This is a genomic window from Nocardiopsis endophytica (genome assembly GCF_027706725.1).
GTDB classification, from domain to species: Bacteria; Actinomycetota; Actinomycetes; order Streptosporangiales; family Streptosporangiaceae; genus Nocardiopsis_A; species Nocardiopsis_A endophytica.
Genome location: NZ_JAQFWQ010000003.1, coordinates 79,414 through 97,654 on the forward strand (window position 1 = coordinate 79,414; position 18,241 = coordinate 97,654).

15 protein-coding genes are annotated in these 18,241 nt (G+C 73.9%); 5 read left to right on the plus strand and 10 right to left on the minus strand.

Annotated elements, in window-relative coordinates:
* Positions 1-19: 19 nt before the first annotated feature.
* Positions 20-1,327, minus strand: coding sequence for an MFS transporter (locus O4J56_RS01825; RefSeq protein WP_270683269.1), 1,308 nt, complete (start codon positions 1,325-1,327; stop codon positions 20-22).
* A gap of 122 nt (positions 1,328-1,449) precedes the next feature.
* Between O4J56_RS01825 and O4J56_RS01830 the strand changes: the two genes are divergently transcribed.
* The gene (locus tag O4J56_RS01830; RefSeq protein ID WP_270683270.1) at positions 1,450-2,463 is read left to right on the plus strand and encodes a LacI family DNA-binding transcriptional regulator; all 1,014 of its coding nucleotides are present in this window, start codon (positions 1,450-1,452) and stop codon (positions 2,461-2,463) included.
* A gap of 79 nt (positions 2,464-2,542) precedes the next feature.
* Here O4J56_RS01830 and O4J56_RS01835 read toward each other — a convergent pair whose 3' ends face one another.
* The gene (locus tag O4J56_RS01835) at positions 2,543-4,516 is read right to left on the minus strand and encodes an ABC1 kinase family protein (RefSeq protein WP_270683271.1); all 1,974 of its coding nucleotides are present in this window, start codon (positions 4,514-4,516) and stop codon (positions 2,543-2,545) included.
* 406 nt (positions 4,517-4,922) lie between these two features.
* Between O4J56_RS01835 and O4J56_RS01840 the strand changes: the two genes are divergently transcribed.
* Positions 4,923-6,188 (plus strand): DUF5685 family protein, encoded by a 1,266-nt coding sequence (locus O4J56_RS01840; RefSeq protein WP_270683272.1) that lies wholly within the window; start codon positions 4,923-4,925, stop codon positions 6,186-6,188.
* Positions 6,189-6,220: 32 nt separating this feature from the next.
* On the opposite strand, the gene O4J56_RS01845 is transcribed toward O4J56_RS01840, so the two are convergent.
* The 7 genes from O4J56_RS01845 to O4J56_RS01875 form a co-directional block, all read right to left on the minus strand.
* Positions 6,221-6,880 (minus strand): TetR/AcrR family transcriptional regulator, encoded by a 660-nt coding sequence (locus O4J56_RS01845; RefSeq protein WP_270683273.1) that lies wholly within the window; start codon positions 6,878-6,880, stop codon positions 6,221-6,223.
* A gap of 22 nt (positions 6,881-6,902) precedes the next feature.
* Positions 6,903-7,412: a hypothetical protein gene (locus tag O4J56_RS01850; protein WP_270683274.1), complete on the minus strand. Its 510-nt coding sequence runs from the start codon at positions 7,410-7,412 to the stop codon at positions 6,903-6,905.
* 125 nt (positions 7,413-7,537) lie between these two features.
* Positions 7,538-8,473 (minus strand): endo alpha-1,4 polygalactosaminidase, encoded by a 936-nt coding sequence (locus O4J56_RS01855; protein WP_270683275.1) that lies wholly within the window; start codon positions 8,471-8,473, stop codon positions 7,538-7,540.
* Between the two features lie 132 nt (positions 8,474-8,605).
* Positions 8,606-9,703, minus strand: coding sequence for a glycoside hydrolase family 43 protein (locus tag O4J56_RS01860; RefSeq protein WP_270683276.1), 1,098 nt, complete (start codon positions 9,701-9,703; stop codon positions 8,606-8,608).
* Positions 9,704-9,909: 206 nt separating this feature from the next.
* Complete coding sequence (locus O4J56_RS01865) at positions 9,910-10,362, minus strand: MaoC family dehydratase N-terminal domain-containing protein (RefSeq protein ID WP_270683277.1); 453 nt, start codon at positions 10,360-10,362, stop codon at positions 9,910-9,912.
* A gap of 13 nt (positions 10,363-10,375) precedes the next feature.
* A complete protein-coding gene (locus tag O4J56_RS01870; protein WP_270683278.1) occupies positions 10,376-11,554 on the minus strand; it encodes an ATP-binding protein in 1,179 nt (392 codons plus the stop codon).
* Between the two features lie 499 nt (positions 11,555-12,053).
* On the minus strand, positions 12,054-13,628 hold the full coding sequence (locus O4J56_RS01875; RefSeq protein WP_270683279.1) for an MFS transporter: 1,575 nt from the start codon (positions 13,626-13,628) through the stop codon (positions 12,054-12,056).
* 158 nt (positions 13,629-13,786) lie between these two features.
* On the opposite strand from O4J56_RS01875, the gene O4J56_RS01880 reads away from it, so the two are divergent.
* From O4J56_RS01880 to O4J56_RS01890, 3 genes are all read left to right on the plus strand, one after another.
* Positions 13,787-14,233, plus strand: coding sequence for a MarR family winged helix-turn-helix transcriptional regulator (locus tag O4J56_RS01880; RefSeq protein ID WP_270683280.1), 447 nt, complete (start codon positions 13,787-13,789; stop codon positions 14,231-14,233).
* A 301-nt stretch (positions 14,234-14,534) separates the two neighbouring features.
* A complete protein-coding gene (locus O4J56_RS01885; protein WP_270683281.1) occupies positions 14,535-16,136 on the plus strand; it encodes an FAD-dependent monooxygenase in 1,602 nt (533 codons plus the stop codon).
* 28 nt (positions 16,137-16,164) lie between these two features.
* The gene (locus O4J56_RS01890; RefSeq protein ID WP_270683282.1) at positions 16,165-17,187 is read left to right on the plus strand and encodes an aldo/keto reductase; all 1,023 of its coding nucleotides are present in this window, start codon (positions 16,165-16,167) and stop codon (positions 17,185-17,187) included.
* A gap of 198 nt (positions 17,188-17,385) precedes the next feature.
* Here the strand turns inward: O4J56_RS01890 and O4J56_RS01895 are convergent, their stop codons facing one another.
* Complete coding sequence (locus O4J56_RS01895) at positions 17,386-18,231, minus strand: AfsR/SARP family transcriptional regulator (protein ID WP_270683283.1); 846 nt, start codon at positions 18,229-18,231, stop codon at positions 17,386-17,388.
* Between the last annotated feature and the right edge of the window lie 10 nt (positions 18,232-18,241).

Genomic DNA, 18,241 nt, shown 5'->3' on the forward strand with positions numbered 1-18,241 from the left:
AAGGTGCGGGCCGCGGGGCTCATGCGGAGGGCACGTCCCCCGCCGGTGCGGCGGAGGGGGCGCCGCCGATCCCCGCCTCCTCGTTGGCCCGGGGGAACCGCGGGAGCCAGAAGAGCCCGATGGCCACGGAGACCAGGGTGGTGGCGACGAGGAAGTAGTAGAGGTTGGTGGGGCCGGTCGCGATGATCGCCGGGGTGACCAGCGCGACGCCGGCGGCGACCAGGCGGGTGAAGGCGATGGTGATGCCCTGGACGCTGCTGCGGAACAGCGTGGGGATGATCTCCTGGCTCCACACCTTGTACATCGGCTCGCCGATGATGCCGCCGCCGAGCGAGTACAGGACGGTGCTGGTGACGAGCGTCCACACGTGCACCCCGGCGACCGCGGGGAGGGCGAAGGCGGCCACGGCCATCACCGCGGCGGCCCAGAGCATGGCCGTGCGCATGCGGGCGTCGTCGACCAGCTTCATGAACAGCAGCATGGAGGAGAAGCCCAGGCCGATGGAGACGAGCCCGAAGGCGGACGCGGTGGGCACGTCGGTCCCGGCGACGTTCACGTACAGGTAGGTCTGGAACTGCCCGTTGGTGTTCGCGGAGATGTTGGCGATGCCGAAGAAGAGGCCCAGGGCGACCAGGGGCAGGACGAACCGCGAGGTGAACAGCTTGCGCAGGGCACCGATGTCGGTCCCGCCGTCCGGGTCGGCGATGCCGGCCGAGCGCGTGTCCTCGGCCGCCCTCCACTTCGACGACTCGGGGATCCACAGCCGGGCGACCAGGACCAGGGCCGAGACCGCGAAGAGGTGGCCGTACATGATGCGCCCGGCGACCGCGCCGAGGTCGCCGAAGAGCATGCCGATGAGGATGGCGGCGACGATCCCGACGACCCACAGCCCCTGGGACAGGCCGATCATCCGTCCGCGCTTGTCGTCCGGGGCGGCCTCGCCGATCATGCTCAGCGAGACGGGCAGGTCCGCTCCGGACGCCAGGCCCAGCAGCGCGAGCCCGATGTAGAGCGGAACGATCCCGGTGGAGGCCGTGAGCAGCAGGGCGGCCGCCGCGAACACCACCATCGTGACCGTGAACACGCGGCGGCGGCCGAACCGGTCGCCCAGGCGGCCGCCGAACAGCGCCCCGATCGCGATGCACACGGTGAGCAGGGCGGAGAGCCGCCCGATGTCGGTGCCGGTGAGGGAGAGCCCGTCCTGGAAGAGGACCAGGGCCGTCCCGGTGCCGGCGATCGCCGACGCGTCCAGGTACGAGGCCGTCCCGAGGATCCATGTGACCCCCCATGCCTGCCGCACGGTGAGACCGTCGCTGCCGATCTTCATGATCCTCCCTGAGGCCGCCGCGTGCGTGAGCTGCACCACGTCGATGGGTGGCGACGCTAACACGTGTTAATAAATCGTTTCAAGAGCGGAGCGGCCGAACGTGGGATCCTTGACCGAAGGAGGTGGGAGAAGCGTTGAGACAACGTGTCACCAGCCATGATGTCGCGAAGGCGGCGGGAGTGTCCCGGACGACGGTGAGCTTCGTCCTGAACGGTGCGTCCGGGCAGAGCATCCCGGAGGCGACCCGACAGGCCGTGCTCCGGGCCGCGCGCGAACTCGGGTACGTCCCCTCGGCGGCGGCCAGCGCCCTGCGCTCGGGGGGTGTCAGCAGGCTCGTCCTGGTCCTGGCGCCCGACTGGGAGCCGGCGGCGGTGACGGACACCGCCCTGTCGGAGCTGACCCGGGAGCTGCGGAGCCTGAGCCACGCCACCCTCGTCGCCCGGTCCGCTGAGGACCCGGACGACCTGGAGCTGGTCTGGCGCACGGTGTCGCCCGCGGCGGTCGTCTCGCTGTTCGACCCCTCCCCCGCGGTCCGGACGCGGCTGGAGCGGATGGGCGTCCCCCTCATCGAGGTGTTCCTGCACAGCTACGGCGACCGCGCCGCACACGAGGACGTCCAGTCCGAGGTCGGCCGGAGCCAGGCACTCCACCTGCTCGAACGCGGCGCGGACCGGCTCGCCTACGTCCATCCGGCCGGGGTGCGCGAACCCGCTGTGCCCCTGGACCGGCTCCGGGGCGCCCGCGAGGCGTCCCGCGCGCACGGGGGCGGCGAGGTGGAGGCCGTGACCGTCCCGGCGTTCGGGGCGCCGGCGCTCGCCCCGATCCGCGGCCTGCTGGCCCGCCGAGGAGGAGGCCGCCTCGGAATCTGCGCTTACAACGATTCACTCGCCGTCGCCGCGGTGACCGAGGCGGCCGCGGCGGGCATCCGCGTCCCGCAGGACGTGCTGGTCATCGGTGTGGACGACGACCCGGTGACCGAGGTCGTCCGGCCCACGGTCTCCTCGGTCCGGTTCAATGCCGGGGCGCACATGAGGAGGGTGGCGGCCGCCGTCGCCGACGCGGTCGGAATGCGGCGCCCCCGCCCCGTCCCGGCGGACCCCGTCGTCGAGGTCGTCCGGCGCGAGTCGACCTCCTGACGCCCGGACCGCTCCCGCCCCGGACCGCCCCCGCACCGGACCGCCCCCGCACCGGACGGGCACCGGGGCGGAGGCGGCGTCACGGGCGGTCGTCGCGGAAGACCAGGACCAGTGCCCTCAGTGCCAGGACGCAGCCGACGAACAGCAGGACCCCGCCGACGAAGGTGTACAGCGGCACGTTCGGCGCCATCATCGGGCCCCGGTCGCTGGTGATCAGCAGGATCGACCCCAGCACGGCGGTCGCCGCCATCGCCGCCAGCACCACTTGGCGCACCAGCCCGGTCAGGAACCGCTGGCCCTCCGGGTCGGCGAACGGGCGGACGGTGACGGTGAACCGGCCCTCCTCCAGGTCCTGGGTGATCCTGTCGACCCGGCGGGGCAGCCGCTGCAGGGTCGGCAGCAGCGACATCAGCCGCGCCTCCAGCGACTCCCGCAGGGCGGCGCCCGACATGGCCTCCTCGGCGATCAGGCGGCCCTGCCTCCGGGCCGCCTGGATGAGGTCGAGGTCGGGGCTGATCGCGGCCGCCGTGCCCTGCAGCGCCGTCAGCGCCCGGAAGGCGGCGGCGATCTGCGGCGGGACCGAGAAGCCGTGTCCCAGGACCACCGGGAACAGCTCGGCGAACACCTCCGCGCTCCCCCGGCCGCCCAGACCCGGCCGGAAGCGCAGCACGAGCTGGCCCACCTCCCGCTCCAGGCGCCGCTCGTCCAGCCCCTCGGGGCGGCCCAGCAGGTCCACCAGGGCGTCGGTCGCGCCGATGGCGTCGTCCCGGTCCACCGCCGCGAGCAGCAGCCCCAGCGTGGTGCGGGCGCCGCTGTCCAACCGCCCCACCGACCCGAAGTCGAGCAGGGACAGCGCCCCGTCCCGGGCGACCAGGATGTTGCCCATGTGCAGGTCGGCGTGGAAGACGCCGCTCACCGAGATCTGCCGCAGCACCTCGCCGACCAGGCGTTCGGCGATCTCCCGGCGCTCGTCGGCGGTGAAGGCGTCCAGCACCGGCCCGGCGTCCCCCACCGGGACGCCCCCGACCCGCTCCATCACCAGCAGGGTGCGCGAGGAGTACTCGGGGTACACGGCCGGGACGCGCACGCGGTCCCCGTCGACCTCCGCGGCGACCGCCCGCATGTTGTCCAGCTCCACGCGGTAGTCCAGCTCCTCCTCCAGGGAGTCCGCGAACCCCTCGGTGAGCCGGTGCACCCCCAGCGCCGCGCCCCAGGCCGTCGAGCGCTCCAGCCTGCGGCCCAGCCGCAGCAGGATGTCCATGTCCGCCTCGACCTGCCGCTGCGCGCCGGGCCGCTGCACCTTCAGCACCACGCGGGTGCCGTCGTGCAGCTCGGCGGCGTGCACCTGGGCGACCGAGGCGGCGGCCAGCGGTTCGGGGTCGACCGACGCGAAGACCTCCCCGACCGGCCGCCCGAGGGCGTCGGCGACCGCGCGCTCGATGCGCGGCCACGGCTCGGGCTCGGCGCGGGTCTGCAGCGCCGACAGCTCCCGGGTGAACACCTCCGGGACCAGGTCGGGGCGGGTGGAGAGCATCTGGCCGAACTTGATGAACGCGACGCCCGCCTCGTTGAGCGCTGCGGTGAGCGAGCGCGCCGTCTTGGCCATGCCCTGGACCGGGGCGGTGCGGCGGCGGCCGCGCAGGTAGCCGCCGAGGCCGTGCTTGACCGCGATGGCGGTGATCCGCGCGTACCTCCGGGCCCGCCGGCGGCGCGCCTTCCACCCGGTCACCAGCGCCAGCGCCGGGGGCAGGGTGCCGGTCGGCAGGAACAGCTCCAGCAGCACCAGCGCGATGAGGCCGAACAGGAAGACCCAGACGACGGCCAGCCCGGCCAGCAGCATGTAGGGGGCCGGGGACGCCTGGACCGCCTCGACGGTGAACGGCAGGCCGGACGCCCGCACCAGGACGATCGCCGCCCCGTAGGCGAAGGTGAGCACGGTGAGGGCGACCAGGGCCGTCCGCGGCCAGCCGATCGGGACACCGAGCGTCCTGCGTGCGAGCGCGCTGGTCACCACCGTGAACAGGACGAGCATGACGAGGCCGAGCAGGTCCATCCGTGTCCTTCCGGGATCGGGGCCGAGTCGGCGCACCGGCGGTCCCGTGGGGGCGTCCCCGACGCGGTCACGGATCGCCGCCGACAGGTGGCATGGTGCGGGAGCGCCCGCCCGCACCGTCGGCACGCTCCCGTCGGCGCGGGCACGGAGCGTGCACGCCGACAGCGTAGAGCCGGTGGTGGCGGCCGGACGAGAGGACGCCCGGAATCTCGCTCCCAAGGGTGAGAGGGCCGGCCCTGAGGAGGGACCCCGCAGGGCAGGGCGGCCTCCGGCTTCCGGGAGACGCCTCGGTAACGACTCGGCACGCTCGGAACCCCCGGCCGGGTCCCGGCGTCCAACACCGTTGCCCAACGTGCGGCCCCATGCGGGCCGGGGCCGTGGTGACAACGGATGAGGTCGTGGTCTCGTGTTCGGAATCCTGCGCCCATGTCGGCACTCCCTTCCCGGTGGACTCGCCGAGGAGTGGATGTCCCACATGTGCGGGCTGTGTCTCGCTCTGAGGGACGACCACGGCCAGGCCTCACGGATCGCGACCAACTACGACGGGCTCGTCGTGTCGGTGCTGACCGCCGCCCAGGCGGAGGAGTGCGCGGGCACCCGCCGCGCCGGGGCGTGCCCGCTGCGCGGGATGCGCGGCGCGGACGTGGCCGACGGGTCGGGGGCGCGGCTGGCGGCCTCGGTGTCGCTCATGCTGGCTTCGGCGAAGATCTCCGACCACATCGCCGACGGCGACGGCGTGTACGCCCGGCGCGGGGTGCGCGCGCTCGCGGGGCGGGTGGCCGAGCGGTGGCGCCGGGGGGCGCAGGAGTCGGGCGACGTCCTCGGCTTCGACGGGGAGGGCCTACTCGCCGTGCTCGACCGGCAGAAGCGGGCCGAGGAGGAGGCCGGTCCCGGCACGGACGTGCTGGCGGTGACGTGGCCGACCGAGGAGGCGACGGGCGAGGCGTTCGCCCACACGGCGCAGCTGGCCGGGCGGCCGGGCAACGCCGAGCCGCTGCGCGAGGCGGGCCGCCTGTTCGGGCGGATCGCGCACCTGCTGGACGCGGTGGAGGACCGTGAGCGGGACCGTGAGCAGGGGGCGTGGAACCCGCTGACCGCGACCGGCACGGAGCCCGAGCGGGCGCGCGAGCTGTGCGACGGCGCGGTGCTGGGGGTCCGGCTGGCCCTGGAGGAGGCCGAGTTCGCCGATGACCGCCTGGTCCACGCGCTGCTGGTGCACGAGCTGGGCCGTGCGGTCGACCGCACGTTCACCGAGGCCGGGTACCCGCAGGACCCGAACCGGCACGGACACGGGTACGGGCATCCGCACCACGACCCCCGGCACCGGCAGCACGGGCAGCACCCGCACCGGCGGGCCGACAGCGGCCACTCCTACGGCGACCACTACGCCACGACCGGCGGCTCGTCCGACTCCTCCGACGGCGGCGGGGACAAGGACGGAGGGAACTGCTGCGAGACCTGCCTCAGCTGCGGGGACACGCCTCCGCTGAACCAGCCCTACCGGCGGGGCCTGTTCAGCGGCTGCGCGGTCGCGGTCTTCATGTTCTGCACGTGCCAGCTCTGCTGCCGCGACCCCCACCCCGGCCCCTGGTCGGGCAAGTCCCGGGACGCCTGGTGCAACCTCTGCGAGTGCTGTGAGTGCTGCAAGTGCTGTGAGTGCTGCAACCTGTAGACGGCGGGCGGGCGGCGGGGGGCGCGGGCGGGTCAGCCGTCCGCACCCGGAGCCGCCCCGCCGGTCCGGGTGAGGCCGGTGGCGACGATGTCGACCAGCAGGTCGAGGATCTTCGGGAGCTGTTCGGGGTCGCCGAGGCGTTCGGCGAACACCGGGACCAGCAGCACGCACTGCAGGACGCCGATGATCGCCTGCGGGTCGGCCGCCACCAGGTCGTCACGGTGGCGGCCGAGGTAGTCGGACAGCGCGGTCGCGGGGTTGTCGCCCATGGCCGCCATGCGCGCCGGGTCGAGCTTGCGGGCGACGGCCTGCATCTCCTCGGGGTGGGTGGTCAGCCGGCGCCACAGCGGGTTGGACGACAGCTCCTCCAGAGCGGCGTGCAGGAACCGGCGCAGGCCCTCGCGCACGTCGGGGGAGGTCAGCAGGGCCTTGTCGATGACCCGGTCCTTGACCTGGGCCGCCTGGCGCACCATCAGCTCCAGGTACAGGTCCTCCTTGGAGTCGAAGAAGACGTAGAAGCTGCTCTTGGCCACGCCGGTGGGGGCCATCAGCTCCTCCAGGCTGGTCTTGCGCATGCCCTGGCCGGTGAACAGCCGTTCACCGGTCTCCAGCAGCACGCCGGTGATGCGGGCCTTCTCCTCGGCGGTGAACGCGGGCGGCATCCTGTCCCCCTGTGCGACCAGATCGTTCATATGGTTTCAGATGAGCATACCGTCAGCCGCGCAGGGAGAGCCGCATCCCCCGCCGGCGGGCGACGACGGCGATGACCGCCGTCATCACGGCCGCGCCCAGCCCCAGCGGCAGGACGGTGGCCAGACCGTCGGCGCCGGAGTTGGCGATGGTCCAGGCGATCTTGAGGCCGAGGCCGCCGTTGATGACGACCAGCCCCCAGCCGAGCGACCGGAACCAGAAGGCGGCGCACAGCCCGCCGAGCATCGCCGGGATGAGCGGCAGCGTCAGCCAGGTGACCCAGGAGGGGTCCGCGAACAGCTGCTTCTCCATCTCCAGGACGCCCTCGATCCTGGGGTCGACGCGCCCCGGCGGCGGGGCGGGGAACCAGAAGAAGCTCGACAGCATCGCCACGATGGCCACGGCCAGCCCCACCGGCCGCTGCGTCCAGCAGAAGTAGGCGATGGGCAGGAAGAACAGCGGGCGGATGTACCAGCTGAGCGGGTTGAGGTGCCGCGGCCAGGCCCAGCTGAGGAAGTCGGCGATCAGGTCCATGACGGGTCTCCTCCCGGTCGGTCGGGGCGGCGCCCCGCTCTGCATCCATAAAAACAGATTGGAATTTTGTTTTCAAGAGCGGGAGGGAAGAGCCGCCGGCGCCCCAGGCGACGGCGGCGCCGGCGTCAGGTGCAGGTCCTCCGGTAGGCCGCGGTCGGGGGCAGGTCCTTGATCATGCCGTCGAAGCCCAGGTCCGCGTGTTCACGGCAGGCCCCGTCCTCGTCCACCGCGCCCTGATAGTCGACCGCGAACACGGCCTTGCCCTGGTCGATGAAGGGCGTGAGCTCATCGCACTCGTCGAACTGCACGCACTCCTCCGGCAGCGCCCAGTCGAAGTGCTCGGCCAGCTCGGCGGCCGAACCGGGCTGGTCGTGGCCGTTCTTCATGCCGACCGACAGGCCGCGCGCGTGCGCCTGCTCCGCCAGTTCGACGTACCAGGAGTGCTGGTCCTCCAGGGTGATCGGGAACCCGGGGTCGTTGCCGAGCGGGTTGTTCTGGTCGGGCTCGACGCCGTCGCAGCCCAGCTCCTCGGCCAGGTCGAAGCGCGCCCAGATCACGTCGGTCCACGCGTCGCGCTCGGAGGCGCGGATGTCCATCCAGCGCTCCTCCTCCCAGCCCGAGCTCCAGCCCAGCGCCGAGCCCTCCTCCGGCTCGGCCGGGCGGTCCGGCACGTCCTCCAGGTCCTCCTCGTAGCCGGGGAACATGTGGGCGTCGGGCCGGTAGTGCTCATAGGCGCCGGTGTCGATGTAGCAGATGACGACCGGGCGCGGCTCGCGCGCATGCAGCTCGTCGACGGCCCCCGCGAGCGGCCCGGCGGGCACCTCGACGACCTCGCCGCCCGGGTAGTGCAGCTCGGAGCCTTCCGGGGCGACCTCGAACAGGTCCAGGTCGTACATCTGCGCCTCGACGTCCAGGTCGTAGGGCTCTTCGAGCTGCCATTCCCAGGAGGAGACCTCGCCGGGGGCGGGCGTCCACCAGTCGTCGGCGCCGGGGTCCGGGCCGGTGTCCGGTCCGGACCCCGTCGTGCAGCCGGCCAGCAGGAGCACGGCCGAGGCGGCCACGGCCGCGAGGCGGGCGCCGCTTCTTCCTGACGGGGAGAGCGAGGGCTTCGAAGGTTCAGTAGGCACGAAGCCATGACGCCCGGCTCGGGCCGACGGTTGTCCGCCTACCGCCGCCCGTCTGGCGCCGCCCTTCTACCGCTGCCCGCCTCCGGGGCCCCACGCGGACTGCAGGCGGCTGTACTCCTGTGCGCTCACGGGCACCACCGATCCGTGGCGGGCGCCTTCGGGCAGTGCGTAGTCGTCCGCCATCGTCCACTCCCCGGAGTCCAGGTCGGTGGTCTCGAAGGGGACGTAGCCCCGGCCGGTGTACTCGTCGATGAAGAGGTACCACTTGTCCTCGGTGTTGGAAGCGAAGACGGTCGGGCCTTCACCGCGTTCGATGCCGGGCGCCCCCTCGCTCCCCCGGCCGATGCAGTCGGCGACGAAGTCCCACGACCGGTCGAGCAGGTCGGTGGAGCGCTCGGCGGTGATGAACTTCCCGCACTCCTCGGGGGACGAACCGCGCTCGTCCTTGGTGAAGCGGTGGTAGACGCCCTCGTGCTCGACGATGGTGGAGTCGATGACTGCGTGGCCCGGGTCGTGCCAGACCTCGGCCCCGGAGAACTCCTCGAAGTCCTCCGTGGTGGCGACCATCATCCGCTGGTGCTGGTCGCCGGTGTGGTCGGGGTCGTCCTCGGCGTAGAGCTTGGAGGCCCAGTAGACGGCGAACCGGCCGCGCTCGGCGTCCCAGTGGGCCTCCGGGGCCCAGGTGTTGCCCGCCTCCGGGGGCGAGACCTCGACGCGGCGCTCCTCGGACCAGTTCACGAGGTCGTCGGACTCCCAGACGATGAGGGCGCGGCTGCCGTGGCGCTGGACCTCGTCCCAGTCGCCCCCGCCGTACATCTTGAGGTCGGTGGCGATGAGGTAGTAGGTGCCGTCCTCGGGCGAGCGGACGAGGAAGGGGTCGCGGACGCCCTCCTCGCCGACGTCCGAGGTGAGCACGGGGTCGCCGCCATTGAGCTCGCGCCAGTGCAGGGGGTCGTTGCCGGAGCTGAGGGCGAAGCGGACCTGTTCCCCGTCGGCGAAGCGCTCGCCGGTCATGTAGGCGAACAGGTACCCGGCGCCGGCGGCGCCGCGGGAGGGCTCGTCCGGCGCCGCGGAGGCGGCACCGGGCGCGGTCAGGACGAGGGGGGCGGCCAGGAGGCCCGCCACGGCCAGAGCCGATCGGCGGGGCGGTCGTCTGCCGGGCATGTTCCATCCCTTCCCAGGGGGGATATTGAGTTGAAAGTCCGTTGTTAGCGCTAACAATTCGGGGTGCACGCCCACACGGACATCGGCCACCAGTATGGGGACCCCTCCCCCGCCGTCAAGGGGGGTCATGGCCCCGCCGGGGCGGGGCCCAGGCCTCCGCCCCGGTGGAGAACGCCCCGCGCGCCCGCTCCCGGACGGCGTCCGCCTCAGCCGTCGTCCGGAGCGCGGGAGATGAGTGTGGTCCAGGCGGTCACCACGTGGGCGCCGGATGCGTCGTGGACCTCTCCGCGCACCTCCAGGATGTCGTTGCCGCGCGCCGTGCCCGCCGTCTCGATCGTCGACGTCACCGTCAGGACGTCGCCCGCCCGCACCGGGCGGGTGTAGGCGAACCGCTGGCCCCCGTGGACCACCCGGGAGTAGTCCAGGCCCAGGTCCGGGTCGTGGATCACCGCACCGGCCGCCTCGAAGGCGACGGCGAAGACGAACGTCGGCGGCGCGACCACGTCGGGGTGCCCCCGCCTCCGGGCCTCCTCCGGGTCGGTGTAGGCGGGGTGGGGGTCGCCGATCGCCCGGGCGAACTCCCGGATCTTCTCCCGCCCGACCTCGTACGGCGCGCTGGGCGGGTAGCTCCGCCCCGTGAAGGACTCGTCGACCGGCACTCGGTTCCTCCGTTCAGGGGGTGCGCACGGGCAGCCGCACGTGGACCACGGTGCCCATCGTCGGGGCGGAGTCGACGGTCAGCCATCCGCCCATCTCCTCCACCCGCTCCTTCATCGACGCCAGGCCGTAGGAACAGCGCTCGGAGTGCGCCGCCCCGGTGTCGAACCCGATCCCGTCGTCGGCCACGCTCGCCGAGATCCACCACGGGTTGGTCCGGACGCACACCGTCACCCGCCCCGCGCCCGAGTGGGCGAAGGCGTTGCGCAGGCTCTCCCGCACCACCATGAACAGCTCGCGCCGCAACGACAGCGGCGCCGACTCCTCCCCGCCCGTGAACCGGACGTCCACGGCGACCCCGTCGGGCGCCATGCGGGCCAGGAACGACTCCAGCGCCTCGTCCAGGGAGGAGAAGGGGGTCTGCAGCCGCAGCCCCTTGATGAGGTAGCGGGTGTGGTCGAGGGCGTGGCACACCGCCTGCCGCGCCGCGGAGATGTGGCGGGGGTCGGCCGTCCGCTCGCTCACCTCGATGCGCCGCAGCGCCGTGGTGAGCGAACTGCCCAGCTCGTCGTGGAGCTCCCGGGCCAGGGTGCGCTCCTTGCGCCTCCCCGGCGCCCGCTCAGCGGCGGCGGGCCGTTCGGCGTCCCTGCGGACCGAGTCGCCGATCAGCCGCACGACCTCGACCGCGCGCCGCAGGCCGGGCCCGGTGTCGCCGACCGTGCCCTGTCCGAGGACCTGCTGCAGGGCGCACTCCTGGAGGAGGGCCACCGCGTGCGCCGCGGCGCCGCCCCGCACTCGCGCCTGTGCGGGCCGACGCGCGTCGGCGGACCCGGCTCCCGCCAGGATGCGCCGCGCGTAGTCGATGAGGTCGTCCCGCGACGGCGCCGCGGGGTCGTCGGTGCCCGGGGACAGGGGCAGGGCCAGCTCGAAGCGGCGCAGGACGGCGTCGGCCTCGCCGGGGTGCAGCCCGACGGGCGGCTCGGGACCGCCCCCGCCCGGGGCGGCCTCCTCCCCCTTGGTCGCGGAGCCGGACAGCAGGGATCCGATCATGTGGGCCGGGGCGGGCGCCTCCCCGGGTGCGGTGGGTGTGCCGTCGGCGGCCCCGGGCGTCCGGTGCGGCCCCGGTGCGGCGGACGCGGGCTCCGGCGGGCGCGCCGTCGCAGGCTCGGCGGTGACTGTGGTGGCACGGTGCACGATTCGTCCTTCGATGTATCGGCCGAGGGCGGTGGAGCGGAGGCGCGGAATTGCACGACCTCTCACCGTGTCGTGGGACACACATTTTTCGATGCGGCCGGATCGGGCCGCCTTCCCCGTTTTTCCGGAACGGGGTCGCTGTGTTCCCGGAACGCGGGCGGGACACCGGCGGTGCTGGGGCAAGGGGGAGCCGGTCATACGGAAGCCGCTGGTCATGAGCGTCACAACGGAATCCCGACCCGCAATTCGCCCTGCATCTCGACATTCAAGACACGCTTGACATGATTACCTGATCATATCGGTGAGGACCGACGGGAAAGGATTTTCCGGGAGTCCGGACCCGGCCATGGAATTTCGCCGCGGCGCCTGCGGGGGGCGGGTCCGGGCACCGCGAAACACCCCTGCCCGGCGCTCCGCCGGGCCCGGGGCAGGGAGGCCCGGCGGAGCGGAGGGCGGGGGCTGCGGTGCCCCCGTGGGCAGGGGTGCGTACGGTGCGGGGTCAGCCGACCGGGGACGGCTTCTCGGCGCCGTCGCCCTCGGGCTCCCCCTCGGCCTGGGCCTCGGGCGCGCGCTCGCTCATCATCAGGCCGACGGCCAGGGCGCCGAGCACCGACAGGACCGCGATGGTCCACAGCGCCGTGTGCATGGCGTCGGTGTACCCGGCCTGGGCGACCTCCAGGAAGCCGGAGGCCTGCGCCCCCGAGGCCGCGCCGGTCGCCCCGTCCATGTCGCCCTGGAGCAGGCGGGCGGTGGCCGCCGCCGCGGTCTCCCCGTCGACCGCCTCGGCGAGCCGGCTGCGGGTGACCCCGGCGAGGATCGCGCTGAGCACGGCGATCGAGATGGTCTCCCCGGCCAGCCGCATGGTGTTGAAGATGCCCGCGGCCATGCCCGCCCGGCCGGGCTCGACGGAGTTGACCGCCGCCCCGTCCAGGATGGCCAGGGAGATGCCGAAGCCGGTGCCGATGCAGATCAGCGGACCGGCCAGGACGAACACGCTCGTCCCGGGGCCGATGACGGTCAGCCAGGCGCTCCCGACCGCGACCAGCACCATGGTCACCACCAGCAGCAGCCGCTGGGACACCTTGCCCGCCAGCGAGTTCACCACCGGCGGCACCACCAGCGTGGGGCCGGTCAGCAGCACCAGGAGCAGGCCCGCGTACTGGGCGCTGACCCCGTCGACGGCCATGAAGTAGGGCGGCAGCACGATGAGCAGCGCCACGAACCCGAAGGCCAGCAGGACCGGCATGGCGCAGATGGCCAGGAACCGGGGCCGAGCGAAGAGCGAGACGTCGAACATCGGCTCGTCCCGGCGCCGCTCCACGGCGGTGAACACCACCATGAGCACGGCGAACGCGGCCAGGGCGCCGATGACCACCGGGTCGGTCCAGCCGCGCTCGGGCCCCTCGACCAGGCCGAAGACGAACAGGATCAGGCCCGCGGTGAAGGTGACGGCCCCGCCCCAGTCGATCCCGCCGGAGGTGGTCTCGCGGGACTCCTTCAGCAGCGGGGCCATCAGCAGGATCGGCAGCAGCACCAGCGCCGCCACCAGGTAGAAGGTGCGCCATCCGCCCAGCGAGGTGACGAGGAACCCGGCCACCAGCGGGCCGAAGGCCAGCCCCAGGCCGATCGCGGTGCCGAAGACGCCGAAGGCCTTGGTGCGGGCGACCCCGGAGAAGGTCTGGGCCAGCACGGCGCTGCCGCCGGTGGTGGCGGCCGCCGCGCCCAGCCCGGCCGCCGCGCGCGCGGCGATGAGCAGGCCGATGTTCGGGGCGAAGGAGGCGAGCACCATCGAGGCGCAGAACAGGGCGACGCCGCCGGCGAACATCCGCCGCCGCCCGGTGAGGTCGGCGAGCGAGCCGGTGATGGCCATGAAGCCGCCGAAGGTCAGGAAGAAGCCGTTCACGACCCACTGCGCGGCCGCCAGGCCGATGCTCAGGTCCTGGCTGATGCCGGGCACGGCCACCGACGACCCGGTGGCGGTGACCGGGACGAGGACGATGGCCGCACAGATCAGCACCAGCGTGAGTGCGGGCTTGGCGCGCCGGTCGGGGGGCGCCGGGGAGTCGGCCGACATGAAACTCTCTCCTGTGGTTACGGACGCGATGGAGCATCAGAACCCTGATACTCAATCAAGTACGGAACAGGAATCAGCCTTCTGTGTCAAGTCAGGACTAGGGGTTGACTGTCAATCCTGATACTTTGACGGTGCAGGATCGACGGGAGGCAGGCCCCATGAACGCGGAACAGCGCATCAACGACGCCCTCTTGGAGCGGCTCGGCACCTACGTCAAGAGGGCCGAGCAGTCCCTGATGGCGGCCAAGAACAAGGCCCTGCGCCCGCTGGGGCTGACGGTGCCGCAGTACGCCGCGCTGCACGCGCTGTCCTTCGCGTCGCTCTCCGGCTCGCAGCTCGCCAGGGTGTGCTGCGTCACCCCCCAGTCGATGGCCTCGCTGCTGTCCACCATGGAGTCCAAGGGGCTCGTCACGCGCGCCCCCGCCGAAGTCCACGCCCAAGTCCTGCTCGCCACGCTCACCCCCAAGGGCAAGGAACTGCTCGACGAGGCCGACGCCCGCGCGCTGGCCGTGGAGGCGCGCCTGTCCGACGTCTACACCGAGGACGAGGTGGCCCTCCTGCGCGAGCTGCTCGACCGCGGGATCCGCGCCCTGCAGGAGGAGTGAGCCGGGCGGGTACTGCGCGGCGGGGCCGCGACGGCTGAGGGCGGTGGAGGGTGACGAGCGGGTACTGCGCGGCGGAGCCGCGACGGTTGAGGGCGGTGGAGGGTGACGGGCGGGCATTGGCGCTTTAGGAGCAGTGCCGCCCCTCTTCCGTAGCGGAAGGCCGCTCCGCGGGCCGACCGGTCGTTAGCGTGCCAACGGCGCCGATCGGCGCCGGGAGGCCCGGCCGCCCGCGACCCCGGCCCCGCCTCCGCCCCACCCCGCCAAGGCGACCCGTCCCCGCGACGGAAGAGAGGTGCGAGCCATGGACGAGCAGGTGATCATCGTCGGCGCCGGCCCGGTCGGCATGCTGGCCGCGTGCGAGCTGCTGCAGCAGGGCGCCGCGGTGCGGCTGGTCGACGCCTCCCGCGAGCACTCGGCCCACTCCCGCGCCACCATCGTGTGGCCCCGGCTGCTGGAACTGATGCGCCGCACCGGGCTGACCGACCGCATCGTGGACCACGGCCACCGCATCGCCGGGGTGGCCTACTTCTCCAGCGGGCGCCGCCAGGCCACCGCGTGGATGGACCGGCTGCCCGACACCCCCTACCCGTTCGCCGTCGCCATCGCCCAGAGCGAGACCGAGCGCCTGCTGGAGGCACGGCTGGCCGAGCTGGGCGGCAAGATCGAGCGGGGCGTGCGCCTCACCTCGGTCGGCGCCCCCGGGGGCCCAGCCGTCCGGGTCGTGCTGGAGGGTCCGGAGGGCGGCACCGAGGAGGTCGAGGCCTCCTGGCTGATCGGCGCCGACGGCGCCCACAGCACGCTGCGCAAGCTCCTGGGCGTGCCCTACGAGGGGGCGCAGTTCGACGTCAGCTTCTCGGTGACCGACGCCGAGGTCACCGGCGACGCGCCGATGGACGTGGTCAGCTACTGCTACACCCCCGAGGGCAGCCTGGCGCTGGGCCCACTCGGGCACGACGTCACCCGGGTGGCGGTCAGCGTCCCGCACGCCGTGGACGACACCCCGCCCTCGCGCGAGTTCTTCCAGCGCCTCATGGACGAGCGCGGCCCCGGCCGGAACCGCCTGGGCGAGCTGCGCTTCAGCACCACGTTCCGGGTGCACGCCCGCACCGCGGGCACCTTCCGCCTGGGGCGCTGCCTGCTCATCGGCGACGCCGCGCACATCATGAGCCCGGCGGGCGCCCAGGGCATGAACACCGGCCTGCAGGACGCGGTCAACATCGGCTGGCGCCTGGGCGGTGTCCTGGAGGGCCGCCTTCCCGAGGAGGCGCTGGCCGGGTACGACGCCGAGCGGCGCCGGGCCGCGCACGCGGTGGCCCGCACCACGGCGCTGCAGACGCACTGGGGGCTGCTGCGCGACCCGCGCCGGATCGCCGTGCGCGACGCCGCCCTGCGCGCCGCCGACGCCACCGGGCTGCTGCAGCGCTCACTGTCCCCGCTGGTCGCCCAGACCGGGACGACCTACCGCCCCGGGGAGGGCACGCCCGACCCGCTGCGCACCACCGCCCGCCCGACCCGGCGCGTACGCCCCGGCGACCGGCTGCCCGTGCTGCCCGCGCCGCTGGACGGCGGCGACGGCGCCCGCACCGTCGCCGCGGACGGGCGCGAGTGGCTGCAGGTCGACGCGCGCAGGCCCACCGCCGTGCTGTGGCCGGGGCGCCGCCCCGACCCGCGCTGGGCCCCGGTCGCCCGGCGCGTCCGCCGCATGGCCGGTCCCGCGTTCGCGGTCGCCGAGGCCGCCCCGGGCCGCGAGACCGGGCTCGCCGAGGCGCTGGGCCCACGCCCCGCGGTGGCGCTGGTGCGCCCCGACGGCCACGTCATCGACGTGCTCGGCGCCGACCGGGCCGCCGAGCTGGAGGGCCTGCTGCGGTCCGCCCTGCGCCGACCGGACCCGGTCGGCGCCTGACACCCACGCGACCCACGGAGGAGACCGGATGGAGCAGCGCGCGCACGGTACGACGATTGGGCCCCTGGGGGCCGTCGGACTCGGCTGCATGGGCATGAGCTGGGCCTACGCCGAGTCCCAGCGCGACGACGACCGCGCCGCGGAGGTGGTGCGCACCGCCCTTGACCTGGGCGTGGGCATGGTCGACACCGCCGACGTCTACGGCGACGGCCACAACGAGGGCATCGTCGGCAAGGCGCTGGCCGGGCGCCGCGACGAGGCGTTCCTGGCCACCAAGGGCGGCCTGGTCGTCGACGACCTGCCCACCAAGACCATGCACCGGGACGCCTCGCCCGCGCACATGCGCCGTGCGGTGGAGGCGAGCCTGCGCCGGCTCGGCACCGACGTGATCGACCTGTACTACCTGCACCGGGTGGATCCGGCCGTCCCGCTGGAGGAGACCTGGGGCGCGCTGGCCGAGATGGTGGGGGAGGGCAGGATCCGGCACCTGGGGCTGTCCGAGGTGTCGGTGGAGGAGGCGGAGCGGGCGCACCGGGTGCACCCGGTGGCCGCCGTGCAGTCCGAGTTCTCCCTGTGGTGGACCGCCGCGCGCGGTGACGCCGCCGCCTCCCCCGGCGGATACGGGGGCCGGGGCGGGGGCGGCCTGGAGGGGCCCTCCGGGGACGTGGTGGCCTGGTGCGCCCGCAACGGGGCGGCGTTCGTGCCGTTCGCGCCGCTGGGCCGGGGGTTCCTCACCGGCGCCGTCACCGCGGACACCACCTTCGAGGCCGGGGACTTCCGGTCGGTCAACCCGCGCTTCCAGGCCTCCGTGCGGGAGGCGAACCTGCGGATCGTGGACACCGTCCGGCAGGTGGCCGACCGGCACGGGGCGACCCCGGCGCAGGTGGCCGTCGCCTGGGTGCTCGCCCAGGGCGACCACATCGTGCCGATCCCGGGCACCAAGCGCCTGGATTACCTGAAGGAGAACGCGGGCGCGGCCGAGGTGCGGCTGAGCAGGGAGGATCTGGAGCTGCTGGACGGAGTTCCGCAGGCGGAGGGCGGCCGGTACTGAGTCTCGGAGGATTCGGGCCCTCCCGCCACCCTGGACCCGGGTTCGGGCCCCGGCCGACGGCCACCAGGCGCGGGGGGGGGAGCGGCGCCCGCGGGGGGGGCCCGCCCGCGCCTGGTGGCATGCGCAGCCACCGGCGGCGGGCGCCGACGGATGAGGAGGTACCCCGCCGGCCGGACACCCGCCGCCGGTGGGACCGCCTCACCTTGCGCCCGCTGCTCCCACCGCGCCTACCGTTTCCGCTGTGCCGACGGCTCCGGCCGGATCCACCGTGCCCGCTCGGCCCGGCACCGGGTCCGTGAGGATGACCTGCCGCAGCCGCCTGGCCCGCTCTGACGGCTCGAGGCCCAGCTCCTCGTCCAGGACCGAGGACAGCCGGTGGAACGCCCCCAGTGCGTCCCCCCGGCGCCCGCTCCTGTGCAGCGCCTCGATCAGGAAGGCGTGGAACGGCTCGTTCAACGGGTGCGCCGCGACCAGGTCGCGCAGTTCCGGGAGGAGTTCGGTGTACCTGCCCTGCAGCATCCGCGCCTCGATGCGGACGGTGAGCAGCTGCAGGCGCACCTCCTCCAGGCGCTGGGCGACGCCGCTCAGCGCCCTCCCGGTGCGCACGTCGGCCAGCGGGCGCCCCCGCCAGAGCTCCAGCCCGGCCCCGGCCTCCGTGTACGCCCGGTCGGCGCGCCCCTCGGCGAGCAGCAGCCGTGCGCGCTCGGCCGCGCGGGTGAACCGGGTCGCGTCGACCTCCTCGGGGACGATGTCGGCCGCGTACCCCGGCGGGCGGGTGACCAGGAAGCGGTCCGCCCCCTCCCCCAGGTCCTCCCGCAGTGCCCGCCGCAGGTGGTAGACGTGCGTGCGCACGGTCGCCACGGCACCGCGCGGCGGGTGGTCCCCCCACAGCTCGTCGACGAGGGCGTCCATGCCGACGGTGCGTCCGGGGCGCAGCACCAGCAGCGCGAGGAGCGCGCCGAGCTTGGGGCCGCGCGGCGCGTGCTCGGCGCCGCCCTCCCGGACGGCGAGCCCGCCGAGTGTACGGAAGCGCGGTGTGTCCATGGTCCGTTCC